At 53.8% G+C, this 16,835-nt stretch carries 14 protein-coding genes; 3 read left to right on the top strand and 11 right to left on the bottom strand.

Annotated elements, in window-relative coordinates; genetic code table 11:
* Positions 1-92: 92 nt before the first annotated feature.
* The 5 genes from C1A10_RS14790 to C1A10_RS14770 form a co-directional block, all read right to left on the bottom strand.
* Complete coding sequence (locus C1A10_RS14790; RefSeq protein WP_101910984.1) at positions 93-1,088, bottom strand: SPL family radical SAM protein; 996 nt, start codon at positions 1,086-1,088, stop codon at positions 93-95.
* Between the two features lie 75 nt (positions 1,089-1,163).
* Positions 1,164-1,709, bottom strand: a complete 546-nt coding sequence (locus C1A10_RS14785) for a D-lyxose/D-mannose family sugar isomerase (protein WP_101910983.1) — start codon at positions 1,707-1,709, stop codon at positions 1,164-1,166.
* Between the two features lie 33 nt (positions 1,710-1,742).
* Positions 1,743-2,741 (bottom strand): ABC transporter permease, encoded by a 999-nt coding sequence (locus C1A10_RS14780; RefSeq protein ID WP_101910982.1) that lies wholly within the window; start codon positions 2,739-2,741, stop codon positions 1,743-1,745.
* A 29-nt stretch (positions 2,742-2,770) separates the two neighbouring features.
* On the bottom strand, positions 2,771-4,252 hold the full coding sequence (locus C1A10_RS14775; protein ID WP_423241425.1) for a sugar ABC transporter ATP-binding protein: 1,482 nt from the start codon (positions 4,250-4,252) through the stop codon (positions 2,771-2,773).
* A gap of 162 nt (positions 4,253-4,414) precedes the next feature.
* Positions 4,415-5,440 (bottom strand): sugar ABC transporter substrate-binding protein, encoded by a 1,026-nt coding sequence (locus tag C1A10_RS14770; protein WP_101910980.1) that lies wholly within the window; start codon positions 5,438-5,440, stop codon positions 4,415-4,417.
* Between the two features lie 284 nt (positions 5,441-5,724).
* Here C1A10_RS14770 and C1A10_RS14765 point away from each other — a divergent pair, with 284 nt between their 5' ends.
* The 3 genes from C1A10_RS14765 (at position 5,725) to C1A10_RS14755 (ending at position 9,615) form a co-directional block, all read left to right on the top strand.
* Positions 5,725-6,963 carry an IS110 family RNA-guided transposase gene (locus tag C1A10_RS14765; RefSeq protein ID WP_101909072.1) on the top strand — a complete coding sequence of 413 codons (1,239 nt, stop codon included), beginning with the start codon at positions 5,725-5,727 and terminating at the stop codon, positions 6,961-6,963.
* Positions 6,964-7,231: 268 nt separating this feature from the next.
* Positions 7,232-8,731: an FGGY-family carbohydrate kinase gene (locus C1A10_RS14760; RefSeq protein WP_101910979.1), complete on the top strand. Its 1,500-nt coding sequence runs from the start codon at positions 7,232-7,234 to the stop codon at positions 8,729-8,731.
* Between the two features lie 35 nt (positions 8,732-8,766).
* Positions 8,767-9,615 (top strand): class II fructose-bisphosphate aldolase, encoded by an 849-nt coding sequence (locus C1A10_RS14755; protein ID WP_101910978.1) that lies wholly within the window; start codon positions 8,767-8,769, stop codon positions 9,613-9,615.
* Between the two features lie 42 nt (positions 9,616-9,657).
* On the opposite strand, the gene C1A10_RS14750 is transcribed toward C1A10_RS14755, so the two are convergent.
* The 6 genes from C1A10_RS14750 to C1A10_RS14725 form a co-directional block, all read right to left on the bottom strand.
* Positions 9,658-11,622: an FAD-binding protein gene (locus C1A10_RS14750; RefSeq protein ID WP_101910977.1), complete on the bottom strand. Its 1,965-nt coding sequence runs from the start codon at positions 11,620-11,622 to the stop codon at positions 9,658-9,660.
* Positions 11,623-11,639: 17 nt separating this feature from the next.
* Positions 11,640-12,407 carry a 3-ketoacyl-ACP reductase gene (locus tag C1A10_RS14745; RefSeq protein WP_101910976.1) on the bottom strand — a complete coding sequence of 256 codons (768 nt, stop codon included), beginning with the start codon at positions 12,405-12,407 and terminating at the stop codon, positions 11,640-11,642.
* Between the two features lie 40 nt (positions 12,408-12,447).
* Entirely contained in the window at positions 12,448-13,476 is a 1,029-nt protein-coding gene (locus C1A10_RS14740) for a zinc-dependent alcohol dehydrogenase (RefSeq protein WP_101910975.1), read from the bottom strand.
* A 17-nt stretch (positions 13,477-13,493) separates the two neighbouring features.
* Entirely contained in the window at positions 13,494-14,870 is a 1,377-nt protein-coding gene (locus C1A10_RS14735) for an oxidoreductase (protein ID WP_101910974.1), read from the bottom strand.
* Between the two features lie 108 nt (positions 14,871-14,978).
* Entirely contained in the window at positions 14,979-15,815 is an 837-nt protein-coding gene (locus C1A10_RS14730) for a sugar phosphate isomerase/epimerase family protein (RefSeq protein ID WP_101910973.1), read from the bottom strand.
* 10 nt (positions 15,816-15,825) lie between these two features.
* Complete coding sequence (locus tag C1A10_RS14725) at positions 15,826-16,833, bottom strand: LacI family DNA-binding transcriptional regulator (RefSeq protein ID WP_101910972.1); 1,008 nt, start codon at positions 16,831-16,833, stop codon at positions 15,826-15,828.
* Positions 16,834-16,835 lie beyond the last annotated feature (2 nt).

Below are 16,835 nucleotides of genomic sequence, written 5' to 3'. Positions count from 1 at the left end.
TCATAGTCTTTTACTCTTAAACAAGGTGCCATGATCATGGCACCTTGTTTTTCTGCATTCTGCCACGAATGTATGACAGCCGCTTGTGGCTATTATACCACGTATAAAACCGAGCTTTCACCCAGTTTTTGCTGGATTTGCAAAAGCAAAAACTCTTCGGCCTGCGCGCGCTGTTCGTCCCGGTAGCAATACCTCCCGCGCCCTCTTCCGGTCATGATCGACGGGTCGTAGAGCTCCACCGCATTGGGAAACGCTTCGTTATTGATTGCACGGTGGACATAGCTGTATGTCATAAAAATAACTTCTATCAGCAGCCCCTTTTTTGCCTTGGAAGAAAGCTCGTCTGCAAGCTGACCGATCAGCTGCGCATAAAGCGCAGGCCAGTTTTCCATCAGGATGACCGGCGCAATCAGCAGCCCGATTCGGTAGCCCGCATCGCACATCCTGTTCAGTGCCTGAATCCGGCTTTTCAGCGGGGAGGTTCCGAACTCCGCTTTTTGGATAATCTCCTGCGGATTCACGCTCATCCGGAAGATTGTCCTGCCCTTGTGTTCCAGATGCAGCAGCGGGTCCACCAGATCAAATTTAGTCGGGAAGGTAATGAACCCCTTTTCCATTTTCCCAAAGCGTTCGATTGTCCAAACCAGATTATCCGTGATGGTATTTTCCAGCACCAGATCGCTGTTGCTCCCTATCTCAAAGGTCAATTCCTGCTGTGAAGCGGCGGAGGTTTTTAAGAGCTTATCAAGCATCTGCTCCCGGTTGACAAACAGCCGCAGATAAGAGCACTTATTATAATTGCAGACTAAATAGCAGTAAAGGCACGCGGCGCTGCAGCCCGAAGAAGTATACGGCACCAGAAAATCCGATACCTTGTGGTTTTCCACATATTTATGGGTTTTCCGAATTCCGATAATCAGCAGGCGTTTCATTCTGCCAAATTCCCTGTTGGGATTGCTGCGCAATTCTTCAATATTGTTGTGATTTTCAATCGGAATCCAGACGGCATCGCCGAATTTTTCCCGCAGCTTTCTGCCGAGCTCATAATCCAGCGTTTTCGGTTCGTAATAAATCTGTTCCGGGTTCATATTATCACCTTCGAGGCTAGTATAAACAGTCTCAAAGGCGCTATGCGGCAGAAATGTGTTTTCTTATACCGGCCGCTATTCGATTATGGGAATGCGTGTGATGTCCGAATCGGTGAAAATGTCGGTCTCGTCATGGCTGGAGGTACTGAATTCCGAAACGATACAGCCGTCTGGCCCGCCCTGAAACCAGTGCAGTGTGTCGGGGAAGATGGTATATTGCTCGCCCGGATTCAGGACAATTTCATGAAAGACTGTAAATTTCCCCTTGCCCCGGTATTGCTCCGGAATCACGGCCTGTATCTCCTTGGTCGGCTCTCCGTCTACATAAAGGAAAACCCGCCCCATTCTGCAGCGGAAAGTTTCTTCCTTGCCTGGGATTCCATTTGCGGAGGGATGGCGGTGCTCCGGACAGGTCTGCCCCGGGAACAGTACCAGATCCTTTGCGCAGCAGCGCTCGGTGTTGGCATACTCAATCAGCTGCAGTCCGATCTGCTCCTGATTCCGAAGTCCGAAATCGGACACCTCGATCCGTCTTTTTTCCTGACCGGTCAGGACGATTCGGGCTTTCTCAAAATACTCCAGCGTCCGGTTCCGGTAGAGTTCATACTGTTGTCTGGTCATGATTTTAAAATCTCCTTTTTGTATCAATCATCGTTATATCCTGGAGCGCAGTTTCTTAATATAATCCACGTAGACGGCAATCAGGATCACCGCGCCTTTTACCACATACTGCCAGAAGGAATTGACATTCATGAGGTTCAGTCCGTTATTTAAAACGGCGATCACAAAGCCGCCGATCACCGTGCCGCCGATTTTGCCCGAGCCGCCGCTCATGCTGGTACCGCCGAGCACAACCGCGGCGATCGCGTCCATTTCCGCGCCGTCGCCGGAGGTGGGCTGCCCGGAAAACATGCGGGAGGCCAGCACGACGCCGGTTATGCCCGCCATCAGCCCGGAAAAGGTATGTACATAAAATTTTACCCGCGCGGTGTTGATGCCCGAAAATTTCGCGGCCTGCGTGTTGCCTCCGACCGCGTAAATATGGCGGCCGAATTTCGTCTGATTCATAATCAGGAAAGAGGCAAACACGATGATGGCCAGATAGATGACAGGCGTCGGAACATCCCCGACATATCCGGAACCGATAAAGTTAAACTCATCCGACATCACCCGTATCGGCTGGCCGCCCGTGTAAATATAAGCCGCGCCGCGGGCGATGTTCATCGTAGCCAGCGTCACGATAAACGGTGGAATCGTCGTCTTGGCAATCACCATGCCGTTGAAAGCGCCCACCACAACGCCGATGAAAATACCGGCCAGGACTGCCGCCGCAATCGGCATTCCGTTTCTCGCAATCAGCCCCACGGTCACAACGCCCGAAAACGCGATAATCGAGCCGACCGAAAGGTCAATGCCCCCGAGAATGATCACCATGGTCATACCGCAGGCCAGATACAGATTGGTGGACATCTGGCGAAGCACATTCATGATGTTCTTTTGCGTTAAGAATACATCGCTCAAAAAGGACAGCGCAATACAGATGACGAAAAGGGCAATTAAAATCCCCATGTTTTCCTTAAAGAAGTTCTGGCAGAACCTTGCCAGCCTTTGAAAAATCGTAAGTTCCTTTTTTGCAGACTCTGTCCGGGACATAAACTGTCGCCTCCCCTATTCAGCAGAAATCAAATTTTTACAGAATTGCTGTCCGCAGTCGCCAGCCGCATAATCTGCTCCTGCGTCATCTGGCCGCGTTCCAAACAGCCGGTTACCCTTCCTTCGCACATGACATAAACGCGGTCACTCATATTGATGATTTCCGGGAGTTCGGAGGAGATCATAACAATGGAAACCCCGTTTTTGACCAGCTCATTCATGATGATATAAATTTCGCTTTTCGCGCCGACATCCACGCCGCGTGTAGGTTCGTCCAGAATCAGAATCTGCGGATTAGTTGCGAGCCACCGGCCGATCACTACCTTTTGCTGATTGCCGCCCGACAGGTTGCCTGTCAGCTGCTGAAAGGACGGGGTTTTAATCGACATCATCCGGATATACCGCCCGGCGATCTCCGATTCCAACGCCTGGTTGACAAAAATCCCCTTGATAAACGATTCCAGCACCTTAATGGTCAGGTTATACTGCACGCTCTGCACCGCAAACAGCGCCTCTTCCTTGCGGTTTTCAGGCACCAGCGCGATGCCGTGCCGCATTGCATCATCCGGATGGCGGATCTGAGCCGGTTTGCCGTCCACCAGAATTTCTCCGTGAGTCAGCGGAGAAAGCCCGAAAACACATTTCATTGCCTCGCTCCGCCCCGCGCCTACCAGACCGGCAAACCCCACGATCTCTCCTTTTCTGACTGCAAAGCTGGCATCCTTCACCATCCCGCCATCCGAAAGATTTTTTACTTCAAGCACCGTCTCCCCCGGTTCCTGATAGGTGCGGGTATAGTAGCTGGTGAGTTCCCGGCCGACCATCATGGCAATCAGTTCGGCATTCGAGGTTTCTCTGACGATTCTGGTGCCGATATATTCGCCGTCCCGCATCACCGTCACACGATCACAAATCTGCTGCAGCTCGCTCATCTTGTGGGAGATATAAATAATACCGACACCGCTTGACTTCAGCGTACGGATAGTATCAAACAAAAACGCGACTTCCTTATCCGAAAGAGAGGAGGTAGGCTCATCCATCACCAGAATTTTGGAATGGAACGAGATGGCTTTGACGATTTCCACCATCTGCTGCTGGGCAATGGTAAGTGAACGCACCTGCACGCAGGCGTCAATGTGCATTTCATAGGCATCCAGCAGCTCCTGCGCTTCCTGTTCCATTTTGCCGTAGTCGACAAATCCGCCCTTGAGCGGTTCGCGCCCCAGAAAGATATTTTCCGCCACCGTCATATACGGCACCAGCACCAGTTCCTGATGGATCATGCTGATTCCGTTGGCCTGTGCGTCGTGCACATTGTTGATAAAAACCCGTTCCCCATCAATATAGATTTCTCCCTGGTCAATGCTGTATATGCCGCCAAGGACCTTAATCAGCGTCGATTTTCCCGCGCCGTTCTCGCCCAGAATCGCATGCACCTCGCCGGATTCCAGTTCCAGATGCACATCCTTCAGCGCATACACACCCGGAAAACGCTTGTGAATGCCCCGCATCACAAGCAGCTTTGGATTTGACAAACGGACCACCTTCCTGCCTTTCAGTATTGAAAACGGACGATTCTGCCTTCCGGATTTTTGATGCAGAAGGGGGGCTCGCCCTTGCCAAGAAAGAGAAAGCCCCCCGTTTCTATTCTGTCTGAAAGTGCCGGTTCAGGCTTACTGCCAGTCAGTCGTGCCGTATTCCGCGACGTTATCCGCGTTGATTAGGAAGGTCTCAACCGGCGTTCTGGCTTCAAACGGCTCCCCTTTCAGAATTTGATAGGCGACTTCAACCGACTTCACACCGATCTGAACCGGAGACTGCGCGCCGGAACCCGCCACCTGGCTGCCGGCGGCAATTTCCGCTTTAATGTCGGGAGAACCGTCGACACCGTAGATCAGGATATTGGTAGCGTTCGCGGACTTGCAGGCCGCCAGAGCGCCGAGCGCGGTCGGGTCATTTCCGCCCATGATCGCGATGATATCGGGATGGGCCTGCAGGATATCGTCCATCAGCCCCTGCGCGGTCGGGAGGTCGCCTTTCGCGTCCTGCTGGGCGACAATCTCGAAGCCTTTTCCATCTATCGCCTCCATAAAGCCGCTGATCCTGTCGTTGACGGAATTCATGGTTGGAGAGTCGAGGACAACGATCGGGCCGCCGTCCGGGAAGCGCTTCACAAGGTCTTCGCCACAGACAAATCCGGCGTTCTTGTTGTCCGAGCCGACATAAGCGGTCACGTAGTCCATGTCTTTGACCTCCGTGTCAAAGTTGACAATGGTAACATTCGCAGCTTTCAGAGCCTCCAGTGCCGGGCGGATACCTTCCCAGTCAACGGGGTTCAGGAAGATCAGCTCGATTCCCTGCGTGATCATGTCGTCGATCTGATTGATCTGCTTGGCTACATCCATCGCGGGGTCGGTCGTGATCAGGATGTCCCCGTTTTTTTCAACCTCTGTACGGATAGATTTCTCCAGCGTAATAAAGAACGGGTTATTCATGGTCATACAGGTATAGCCAAATTTGTGCGGGCCTTCCGATTTTTCCGGTTCCGCAGGCGCCGCTTCCGGTTTGTTTTCCTCCGGCGCTGCGGAGGTTGCGGGAGGCGCGGAGCTTGCCGGTGCCGACGGGGCCTGACCGCCGCATCCTGCAAAGAGCGACAATGCCAAAGCAATAGCTGACAAAATTGCGCAGATTTTTTTCATTTCATTTCCTCCTGTTACTATAGATATTGGTTGATGACATGGCATCCAGCCATGTCTTTTTCCATCTTGTTGCCTAAGCTGTTAGAATGAGAGGACAATGGGTCTGACGGGCACCTCCAAGGACTTTGCGTCCGTAATTTAGTCAGTTAGCCATCCTCTCGTTCGCAGCGTTCGATTTGTGCAGGTAGAGCCGCCATTCGGTGCGTTCGTGTCATCAAACAGATAGAATCGGTAATGAGGAAAGGGTGGTTCGCCAATTGTAAATCTGTGATGGAAGTGTTTTTATGAACGCAGTGGGAATTGATGTTTCCAAGGGCAAAAGCATGGTTGCTGTTGTCCGACCCTTTGGAGAATTGGTGGTAAAGCCCTACGAGGTACGCCACACCTCCAGTGAACTCAGGGAGCTGGCAAACTCGCTAAAAAGTCTGGAGGGTGAAACGCGTGTTGTTTTGGAGCATACCGGACGTTATTATGAGCCTGTGGCGCAGATGCTCCATGATGCCGGAGTTTTTGTCAGCGCAGTCAATCCACTGCTCATCAAGGAATACGGGAACAATTCTCTGCGCAAAGTCAAAACAGATAAGGCTGATTCTTTAAAGATTGCACGGTACGGTCTTGACAATTGGGTTGAACTGCGAGAGCATACTTCTATGGATACAATTCGTTACCAACTGAAAAGCATGAACCGGCAGTACTGTCTGTACACCAAAAACAAGGTTGCCTTTAAGAACAATCTGATTGCGCTTCTTGACCAGACCTACCCCGGTGTAAACGCTCTTTTTGACAGCCCTGTCCGTACGGATGGGAGCCAAAAGTGGGTGGATTTCGCCGCGTCCTTCTGGCATGTTGATTGTGTACGGAGCATAGGGGAAAGCGCATTTGTGGAACGATACCACAAATGGTGCAAGAGGCACGGCTACAACTTCAATGCCACCAAGGTAGCTGAAATTTATGCGGATTCCAAAGAATTGATTGCTATGCTGCCGAAAAATCCACTATCTAAAGTGATGGTGCAGGAAGCCATTAACCAGCTTAACTCCATCTCCAAAACGGTCGAAGTGTTTCGTTCCGAGATGAATCAGCTTGCCGAGCAGCTTCCCGAGTACCCTGTTGTGATGGGCATGTACGGCGTTGGAAGCTCTCTTGGCCCACAGCTCATGGCTGAGATTGGAGATGTGCGCCGTTTTGCCCACAAGGGCTCTCTGACCGCTTTTGCAGGAGTGGACCCAGGTGCAAACCAGTCCGGTACATACGAAGCCATAAGCACTCGTTCCTCAAAACGCGGTTCGCCGGAACTACGAAAAACACTCTTTATGGTGATGACAGTTCTTTTGCAAAAGGCTCCGCCGGACGACCCGGTCTTTCGATTTCTGGACAAAAAGCGTGCTGAGGGAAAGCCCTATTACGTTTACATGACCGCCGGATGCAACAAGCTTCTACGCATTTACTACGGCAAGGTGAAAGAGTATCTGAACGCCGTGAACGAGCCTGTGGATATGGATTCAACCGGCCTTTCTCGGTAGCGTACTGCCAACTTCAGGTCAGCGCTTCGGCGGTGGCCTTTTTGTGTTGCTTATTTTCCTTAACTTGTTTTTTCTCTTAACCTATTGACTTTTTATTTGCAGGCTAAATTGATATAAGATTTTGCGAACATAGAGAATTTGCCTGGCTTTTTTCTTTTTCTTGGAATTGTTTAGGAATGATTCAATATATTATATAGAGAAATGCTCAACAACATGTCTTTTTTTCAGGCAATCTTGTCGACATGAATCGTCCGCGCGAGGTGAGCATATGGCATTTATGGGAATTGACATTGGTACAGGCGGCTGCAAATGTTCCGTTTACGATGAAGACGGCGTCCTGTACGGTACCGACTACCGCGAATACAGCGCCGTTTGCCGGGGCGGGCATCACGAGCTGGATTCCTCACAGGTGTGGGAAAGCATCAAAACGGTCATCCGCAGCGCCATCCGAAAATCCCCCGGCCAGACGGTGGAAGCGGTCTGCAGCTCCTCGCTGGGGGAAGCCTGCGTTCCCGTTGACCGCAGCGGGCGGATTCTTGGAAACGCGATGGTTTACACCGACAGCCGCGGCGCCTGCTATGTGGACGACCTGTGCGAAAAGGTCGGGCGCACCGAGATCGGTCTGGTCACCGGCGTAACGCCGAACAAGATGTTTGCGCTTTCCAAGGTGATGTGGATGCGCGACCACAGGCCCGAACTGTTCAGCAAGGTCTATAAATTTCTCCAGTTTGAAGATTTTGTCACATTTATGCTCTCGGGAGAAACCGTAGTCAGCTACGCGCTGGCCTCCCGCACGATGGCGTTTGATGTTGTACATAAATGCTGGTCGCAAAGAATTCTTGATGCCGCCGGTATTTCCCCTGACCTTTTTTCCACTCCAAGGAGCACCGGCACAATTGTCGGCACCGTCAGGCCAAAGATTGCAAAAGAGCTGGGACTCCCCAGCACCACGAAAGTGGTTGTCGGCGCACAGGACCAGATCTGCGCCGCCGTCGGCTGCGGGATTCTCAAGCCCGGTCAGGCCGCGAACAGCATGGGGTCTACCCAGTGCATCACGCCGGTCTTTGACCATCCGGTCATCAACGAAACCACCATCCGCTCCGGTTATGCCTGCTGCCCGCACGCGACCGATGGAATGTACGCTACCTATGCCTATACCTTCAGCGGCGGCTCCATCATCCGCTGGTTCCGGGATACGCTCGCAAGGCGGGAATTCCAGGAAGCTGTCTCAAGAGGGGAAAGTGTTTACAGCCGTCTTGACGGCATGATCGGCAAAGAGCCAAGCAGCTTGCTGGTACTCCCCCATTTCACCGGGGCCGCGGCGCCTTATATGGATGACGCCTCCCGCGGCATGATTGCAGGCCTTTCGCTCGACACCACCCTGCCGGAGCTCTATCGCGCGTTTCTGGAAGGGATTTCTTTTGAAATGAGCCATTCGCTTGATACCCTCAAATCGGCCGGCGTCCCTATCGATTTTCTGCGGGCCTGCGGCGGCGGCGCTCACTCAAGGGAATGGCTGCAAATGCAGAGCGATATTTACCGTCTGCCCATTCAGCAGTTGAAAAACGCCGAAGCCGGAACCACCGGATGCATCATGATTGCTGGCGTTGCGACCGGAGCTTTCCGGAATCTGGAGGAGGCGGCATCGGTTTATCTGGATGTCGGGGCATATTTTGAGCCTGACGAAAGCATGCATCTGCGCTATATGGAAAAATACGAGCAGTTTCAAAGACTGTATCAGGCGGGTAAAGCCATTTTTCAAGGGTAAGCAATTCTGAAAATAATAGAAATGGAGTGTTTACGATGCTGGTACCTTTAAAAGAACTTTTGGCGGACGCAAAAGAAAAATCCTATGCTGTCGGCGCTTTCAACTGCCCCAATCTGGAATCCGTTCTGGCAATTATCGGGGCGGCGGAAGAACTGCAATGTCCGGTGATCCTGAACCACGCGGAAGTACATAACACACTGATTCCCATTGAAACAATCGCACCGGTCATGCTGGATTTTGCAAAGAAAGCGTCTGTTCCCGTCTGCGTGCACCTTGACCATGGCACCACCTTTGAAATGTGTATCAAAGCAATCCGGCTTGGCTTCACCTCGATCATGTATGACGCCTCCGGCGCCGAATACGAAGCCAATGTGGCGCAGACAGAAGAGATGGTTCGAATTGCGCACGCCTGCGGTGTGTCGGTGGAAGCTGAGCTAGGCCATATTCTCACATCTGAAAACAGCGGACAGCCTGAAAATCCGGACGATATTTACACCAGCCCCTCGTCCGCGCGTGATTTCGTGGAAAGAACCGGCGTGGATGCGCTCGCAATTGCGTTCGGCACCGCGCACGGCATCTACAAAGTGAAACCCGTGCTCGATCTGGACCGTATCCTTAAAATCAAAGAAGCGGTAGATATTCCGTTCGTCATGCACGGCGGCAGCGGCTTATCCGAAACAGAGTTTCGAACCGCGATCAAAAACGGAATTACCAAAATCAATTACTACACCTATATGACCCTTGCCGGCGGGCAGGAGGTTATCCGAAAGCTATCGGGCAAAAGCCCGGATGATACGGTATTCTTCCACGATATCTCCCTGTGGGCAACAGACGCGATGAAAGCAAATGTCCGGGAGGCTATGCGTATCTTTTCCATGCGGTGACAGCCAAAAACCGGCGGCCCATTTCATTGGGCCGCCGGTTTTTTAATAGATGTTCTTATTTTCACGGTAGGAACGCCAGACATTTTCAAAGAAATCGTCGTCGTCCGGAATCGGCCGTACCGGCCTCCACAGGAAGGTGCAGTCACCGTTTTGGTAGCTTACCTCCTGAATCAGGCTGCCTCTGGAGCCATCGTCCAGACAGAAGGTGAACGCATCCGGCAGGACAGAGTAAGGCTTTTCCCCTTTGGGATCAGTGTAGAGCGCGCTGCCTCTGCTCTTGCCGCCCTGTTCCATATAATCCTTCATTGCGCAAAGGTATACGTACTGGCAGATCAGGACATCGCGCAGACGGAACAGCCTGCTCAGTTCTGTGGGCGCAGCAACGCCGACAAGGTCGGAAAACGTGGTCAGCTCTGTTTGAACTTCTCGAAGCGCGGTCAAAATCCCGTCGCGGCTGCGGATTGCCGAACCGAACTGGCTCATGCGTTCAGCGGCCGCGTCCCAGAGCTTTTGTACAGCCGTTCCGGCAACATTTCGTTCTGCAGCAGCCGCCAGCTCCGCCGCAATACGCACGCCGGACTGTGCGCGGTCGAAAAACCTCGGTTCTTCCTCCGGCTCTCCTGCGCGGCAAGCCGCCACATATTCGGCCGCGCGGGCGGAACCGACCTGTCCGGCATTCAGTGCGCTGCCGCCCGGGCGGTAGACGCCGTGGCTTGCGCTGACTTCCCCGACAGCAAAGAACCCCTCCAGATTCGTCTGCCACCAGGCGTCAATCGTCAGCCCACCGTTATTGTGCTGCGCGCAAAGGGCAATTTCCAAAGGCTCCTGTGACAGATCGACGCCTTTGCCGCGGTAAAACTCCACAGCGGGGGTATTCATGTGCAGCAGGCGTTGATACGGGGTACCGAAGCAGGCATCGGCCTTTTCCAGATAGTCGAGCGCTTCCTCTCCCAGCGCTTTGAAAGGGACCTCTTCCTTTCCCGGATTGGAGCAAAAATCAAGAAAGACCCTGCGGCCTTTGCAGCTTTCCAAATAGACAAGAATGTCAATGATCGAGCTGCCGTTATCTACCTTGCGCACGTCAAACGGCCACTGATACCCTTTCAGGAATATTTTTGTGAGCATCTCCCCTTTATCATGAAAGAAGTCGCATAAAAATTCCCGTTCGCCGGAACCATCCTTTTCCTTGGAGATAAACCGCGGCATGACCTGCATATAGGTGCCGGACACGTTCCAGCGCGGTTTGACGGAAGCCAGCCCATACTGCCATTCGGTCAGATTTTTCCCTCTTACCCCGGCTTCAAAAGCGATGCCGGTGGCCCCGTAATGCCCAAACGGGTAGACGCTGTTCGCATACATTCCGGCGGGGCCGCCGGTCGCATAAATAATATTTTTGCAGTGGAAGACGACGAAGCGTTGATCCAGGTCTTCGGGCGACGACGTATCCAGGCAAAGAAGCCCATATGCTTTTGTACCGTTTGACAGAATCTGAATAACCTGCATATGGTCAAACATCGGAATCTTCTTTGCCATAACCGCCTTTTCCAGACACTCGGTCATGATTTTGGAGGTATACGGGCCCACGCTGGTCGCCCTGCGGCGGGGATCATGGTCTGTTTTATAGCCCACATACTCCCCGTAACGGCTGCGCGGAAACGGTACACCAAGTTCCGCAAGCCGCAGGAATCCCTGCGCGGAAAGCGCCGCTTCGCAGAGCGCAAGGTCGCCGTCCACGCACTGGCCGGAAAACAGCGTTTCCGCCATTTCCCGCACACTGTCCGGCTCGCCGCCGGAAAGCGTCAGCTTATAGTAGGTCTGCTTGTCAGAACCGGTATTGCGGGACGTTCCCGCCCTGATATGCTCGGTTACAATGGCAATATCCTGCTGGCCCAGACTCCACAGGCGGTCGGCGGCGTTATAGCCCGCCGCACCCGTGCCGACAATCACGGTATTCATGGAATAAACCCGGACCGTTCCCTGCGGGGTTTGCATCAGTGACGTTTTCATAGGCACCTCCCGAATGATTACAGGCGTTTGATATGGAAACCGCCGTCTATGTCAATATAATTGCCGGTGGTATACAGGAACGCGTCGCCGCAGAATGCGCTCACAGCCCCGGCCACATCCTCCGGAGTCCCCCAGCGGGCAATCGGGAAGATGCCCTGTTCAATCAGGGATTCATACTTTTCATGTACTCCGGCGGTCATGTCTGTTGAAATGACGCCCGGCCGCACCTCGTGCACCAGAATATCCTCCCGCGCCAGCCGATCCGCATACAGGGTCGTCAGCATGGATACCCCGGCTTTGGAAACGCAGTATTCCCCGCGGTTCACCGAAGACACCTCCGCCGAGCAGGAGGAAACATTGACAATCGTTCCGCGCTTTTTCCCCACCATCGGCTGTTTGAGCATCTGATTGGCAACCGCCTGCGTCAAAAACATCGTTCCTTTTGTGTTGATGCCGATGACATAGTCAAAGCTTTCTTCCGTCATTTCCAGCAGGTCGCCACGCACTTTCGGCGCCACGCCCGCATTGTTCACCAGCACATGGATGCCGCCGAATCTGGATACCGCTTCGTCCACCAGCCTCCGCCGGTCCTCCGTGCTGCCGATATTTCCTTGTACATAGTGATATTCTGTCCCGTCAGCTTCAAGCAGTTTCAGGTTCTCTTTGTTTTTTTCCTCGGGTGTTGTTGCAAAAATGACAACGGCAAAACCGTCCAGACCAAGCCGACGGGCAATCGCAAATCCGATCCCCCGGCTTCCCCCTGTGACAATTGCGGTTTTTTTCATATAGTTTTCTCCTGTTCCTTTTTGTAAGCTTGCACTGCCGCTACGGTTTCAAAAGCACCTTAACGCTGCCGGCGTTGCGGTCCAGGCAGGTCTCAAGCGCTTTTTGCAAGTCATCCAAAGGAAAAACATGCGTAATCAGCTTTTCCAGGTTCAGCTCCCTGCTCAGTTTCAGCGCAATCGGGAAGTCCCAGCAATAACCCTGTGCCCCCTGCACCCGGATTTCCCCGGAAACAAACCTGCTTGCAGGGATCACAATGTTCGGGTTCTCAAAGATTCCCACAATCGTTGCAAGGCCATTCTGCTTCAAGGCCATCATCGCCTGCACAAAAGTGGCTTCCAGCCCTACGCATTCAAAGCTCTTATCCACGCCTTTTCCGCCGGTCAGTCTGGCCAGCGCGGCCTCCAGCGGCTCTTCTTTGGAATTCACAGCGTCTGTCGCGCCCAATTCCAGAGCCATTTTCAGCCGGACATCCGAATGGTCGGCTATGATTACTTTCGCCGCCCCGCTCTTTTTGCAGATTGCGGCAATCAGCATCCCGATTGCGCCCGCCCCAATGACCAGAACGGTTTCGCCCAGCTTGATATCGGCGCGGCGAACAGCATGGGTTGCAACCGAAAGCGGTTCGATCAGCGCCCCGGCGTCATAGCTCAGGTCATCCGGCAGGCGGTAGACATAGGGTGCCTGCACCGTTACATAGTCGGCCATCGCGCCGTCTCCCTGCCGGTAAGTAAAGCTGATTTGTTCGCAATAACCGTAATTTCCATGACGGCAGGCTTCGCATTTCCCGCAGACCAGGCACGGTTCCACCGTCACCCGGTCGCCGACCTGAACCTCCGTCACGCCGGCTCCGACCGCCGCGACGTCGCCGGAGAACTCGTGCCCGATGGTCACAGGCAGCGGCACCGCCGGATGCTTCCCTTTAAAAATATGCAGGTCACTGCCGCAGATGGCGCTGGAAACTACTTTTATGACTACCTGCCCCTCAGCGGGAGCGGGTACACTTCTGTTCAGAAAATCTACCTTCATCGGCTCGGCCACACGACCGACCCGGCTCATCCATTCGCCCATTTCGATTTTCCTTCCTTTCACTGAAAGCTGTGTTCACGCTGGTCAGTTTCTTCACGCGCCTGCTTATACAGGGGCGCATAAAGTGCGCTGTCCTTGATAACACAGCCGGTTCGGCCATGATCGCGCATGATCTGTGTGCACTTGGAACAGGTAACGCAGCATCTTCCGGGCTCCATCCTGCCATTTTTCAGAATATCGCGCGGCGCTTCCGGATAGGCAAAGCTGGAACGGCCAAGCCCCACAAAGCTGCAGCTGCGGTCCGCCAGATTTGCGGCCCCCGCATAAGGCAGGAACTGCCGTAGCCAGGTATATCCGTTGCCCACCACCGGGACGTCCCCGGCGGCTTCCTGAATCCGGCGGGTAAAGTCAAACAGCCGCGCCATGCTCTCCAGCGGATGCTCGTTCGGGACCGGGATTCCCATACTGGACAGGTCAAAGGGGCGCGTAACCTGCGGATAGATGTAATAAGGGTTCCCCGCCGAATTGCTCAGAAGGTCGACCCCTTCCTCCACCAGCATTTTCACCAGCTGCATCGGCTCTGTGAAATCGACCTTCCACAGGTCTTCTTTGTCCACGCCGAACCCGTAAGGATAGGGATGCGCGTCGAACACATTAAAGCGGCAGGCAATGATAAAATCCTGCCCGACCGCTTTGCGCACTGCCCGGACGGTTTCGCGCAGGAACCGGGTCCGGTTTTCAAAACTGCCGCCATACTTGCCTTCACGCGTATGGGAAGCCAGCAGTTCGCTGAGCAGGTATCTGTGGCAGCTTTTAATATCCACGCCGTCGAACCCGGCTTCTTTTGCCAGAAGGGCGGATTGGACGTATTTTTCCGTCAGCGCATCCAGATACTCATCCGTCACGACAGGAGCATCCGGGTCAAGCCCCACGCGGGGGTCAAGAAGCGGGTCATGCTGCGGCACGATCGGCGCGCCTTTATGGCCGTCCGGCCTCGAATATCTGCCGGAATGCGTCAGCTGAAGCACATTTAGGGGACGGTGACCCGCACCGTTCGCCGCTTCCGCCGCGGCATTTGTTTTTTGCAGCAGTGCCGCAAACTTGCCGACATTCTCTGTTGTAAGCATCATCTGAAGCGGATTGGCGCGGCCCTCACGGACGACGGCGCATGCCTCCCACCACAGCAGCCCGGCGCCGCCTTCCGCAAAACGCAGATAGCGCCGCTCCACCAATTCGGAGGGAGAACCGTCCGGATCGGAGTCGCAGCCTTCCATCGGCAAAACAGCAATTGCGTTCGGGGCTGTTTTGCTGCCCACCTTCACCTGCTTATGCAGAGGTGCGAAGTCTTCGCTCAGGCGGATATCCGCTTTGAGCGAAGTTATTTTATCTCTGACCTCATCCAAGGTCTTAAACCCAAATTTTTCATGCGAAGCCATAAAATCACCATACCTTCCTTACCAATTAAAACGCAAAAGGAAAATTCTGCAATCGTTTGCAATCATTTTTGCAGAAGATGCCCGCAAACGCTTCTCCGTTTGAGGCAGTTATTCAGAAAATATACTGCGCAGATAACGCAGCCCGGAAAGCGCCAACTCGTCAGGGCTTTCCCCAAGCTGTGTCCAGCCGCTGTCCAGGCCGCCCGGCGCAAAAGTTTCCATTGTAATATGTCCCTGATAGCCATAACTGCGGGTGAGGCCGAAAATACGGTCCCATGGGAAAAATCCCTGCCCCGGCGCGCCCCTGTTATTGGCGCAGGCATGCAGATGAAAAAGCTTGCCCGCTGCGAGCACACTTTCCAATGCGCCGCAAAGGTCGGACTCCTCAATACCGGCGTGGAATGTATCAAAATGAATTCCGACATTTTCCTCGCCTACATCCCGCACCATACGAAGCCCCTGCTCCGCCGTATTGACCACACTCGTCCGGTAGCGGTTCAGCGGCTCGATGGCAAGCTTCACGCCGCATTCCTTCGCGCGGGCGGAAAGCGTGCGCAGACCGGTCACCGCCAGCTCCCATTCCCGGGCAGCCTGCTCCGGCGGCAGAAGATGCCGTTTTCCCCCGCCCGTATACAGCGGGCCCGCAAACACCCCGGCTCCGAGCTGCTGCGCCGTATCAAGGCACCGCAGCAGGTAGTCCATCGTGTCCGCGCGGATTTGAGGGTCAAAGTTGGAAAGGTCCCTCCCCGGCGACATTGCGGCGCAAAGGGTCACCTTGAGGCCGTTTGCGCAGATTTCATGCGCCAGCCGCTCATCAACTGCGGGCTGCGTCATCGGCAGTTCGACCGCGTCGAACCCCATTCCCGCAATTTTGGCGGGAAGCCCCAGGCAGTCCGGCCCGAGGCCGTTTGTCCAGTTCCATAAATTGATGCCAAAGCAGTTCATTTTAAACCTCTCAGCGGGTAGATTTCCGGATCACAAGATCCGTATTCAGGATATCAACAGCCGGCGCAGGCAGAAGGCCGGTCTGATCCTTGAATTTAATTTGGTTAATCAGCTTGGTAGCCGCCACAACGCCCATCTCATACAGCGGCTGGGCCACTGTGGAAAGCGGCGGCTCCACCAGCGCGGACATATAGACGTTATCGAATCCGAGCACGGAAATGTCCTCCGGGATGCGGACGCCCATATCATGAAGCGCATGCAGAATTACAATCGCTTTCGGGTCGCTTGTCGCGAAGATCGCGTCCGGCCAGGAATCACCCGCCAGCATGCTTTTTGTTAAATAATAAAAACTGTTATTTCCGTTGGTCTCCCGCATGATGAGGTTTTCCTCCACCGGGATATGGTTGTCGCGCAGGGCCGCAAGATATCCCTCACAGCGTTCCCGATAGAGGATCACCTCCTCGCGGCCGAGGGCCAGCGCGATCCGGCGGTGGCCGGTGCGGATCAAATAGTTAACTGCATTGTACGCCGCCTGATAGTTGTCAACGATGACCGCGTCAAGATGATCTTCCTTGCTGCAGCGGCTGACAACCACCAGCGGAAACCCTTCGTCCCTCAGGACGCGGATATGGTCGGAACCGGGCATCATCGAGCAGACGATGAAGCCGTCGATCCAGCGCTTTTTTAATTTATTGATATAAGATTTTTCGATTTCGACATCCTCGTCGGTATTGCAGAGGACAACCGTAAAACCGTTTTTACGCGCCGTATCCTCCACACCCCGGGTGATATCGGGAAAAATCAGGTTCTGAATGCTCGGAACCATGAGCGCAATTGTATTGCTGCGTCCCATTTTAAGGCTTTTGGCCAGCACATTGGGGCTGTAATCCATCTGTTTGACCGCTTCCAGCACCCGCTGACGGGTCTGCGCGTTTACATAGCTCTTTCCGCTGAGTACCCGCGATACGGTGCTTGCTGAGACCCCGGCCATCGCTGCGACATCTTTAATGTTTGTCAAAA

The organism is Marasmitruncus massiliensis (genome assembly GCF_900186535.1).
In the GTDB taxonomy this organism is placed as follows: Bacteria; Bacillota; Clostridia; order Oscillospirales; family Ruminococcaceae; genus Anaerotruncus; species Anaerotruncus massiliensis_A.
This window is presented reverse-complemented; position numbering and strand designations above follow the sequence as displayed.

Excerpts from the sequence above, each read along its gene's own strand:
- C1A10_RS14750 (WP_101910977.1), bottom strand. The coding sequence starts at position 11,622 with ATGAAAACGTCACTGATGCAAACCCCGCAGGGAACGGTCCGGGTTTAT.
- C1A10_RS14765 (WP_101909072.1), top strand. The coding sequence starts at position 5,725 with ATGAACGCAGTGGGAATTGATGTTTCCAAGGGCAAAAGCATGGTTGCT.
- C1A10_RS14780 (WP_101910982.1), bottom strand. The coding sequence starts at position 2,741 with ATGTCCCGGACAGAGTCTGCAAAAAAGGAACTTACGATTTTTCAAAGG.
- C1A10_RS14735 (WP_101910974.1), bottom strand. The coding sequence starts at position 14,870 with ATGGCTTCGCATGAAAAATTTGGGTTTAAGACCTTGGATGAGGTCAGA.
- C1A10_RS14745 (WP_101910976.1), bottom strand. The coding sequence starts at position 12,407 with ATGAAAAAAACCGCAATTGTCACAGGGGGAAGCCGGGGGATCGGATTT.
- C1A10_RS14730 (WP_101910973.1), bottom strand. The coding sequence starts at position 15,815 with ATGAACTGCTTTGGCATCAATTTATGGAACTGGACAAACGGCCTCGGG.
- C1A10_RS14770 (WP_101910980.1), bottom strand. The coding sequence starts at position 5,440 with ATGAAAAAAATCTGCGCAATTTTGTCAGCTATTGCTTTGGCATTGTCG.
- C1A10_RS14740 (WP_101910975.1), bottom strand. The coding sequence starts at position 13,476 with ATGGGCGAATGGATGAGCCGGGTCGGTCGTGTGGCCGAGCCGATGAAG.
- C1A10_RS14790 (WP_101910984.1), bottom strand. The coding sequence starts at position 1,088 with ATGAACCCGGAACAGATTTATTACGAACCGAAAACGCTGGATTATGAG.
- C1A10_RS14760 (WP_101910979.1), top strand. The coding sequence starts at position 7,232 with ATGGCATTTATGGGAATTGACATTGGTACAGGCGGCTGCAAATGTTCC.
- C1A10_RS14785 (WP_101910983.1), bottom strand. The coding sequence starts at position 1,709 with ATGACCAGACAACAGTATGAACTCTACCGGAACCGGACGCTGGAGTAT.
- C1A10_RS14755 (WP_101910978.1), top strand. The coding sequence starts at position 8,767 with ATGCTGGTACCTTTAAAAGAACTTTTGGCGGACGCAAAAGAAAAATCC.
- C1A10_RS14775 (WP_423241425.1), bottom strand. The coding sequence starts at position 4,252 with ATGCGGGGCATTCACAAGCGTTTTCCGGGTGTGTATGCGCTGAAGGAT.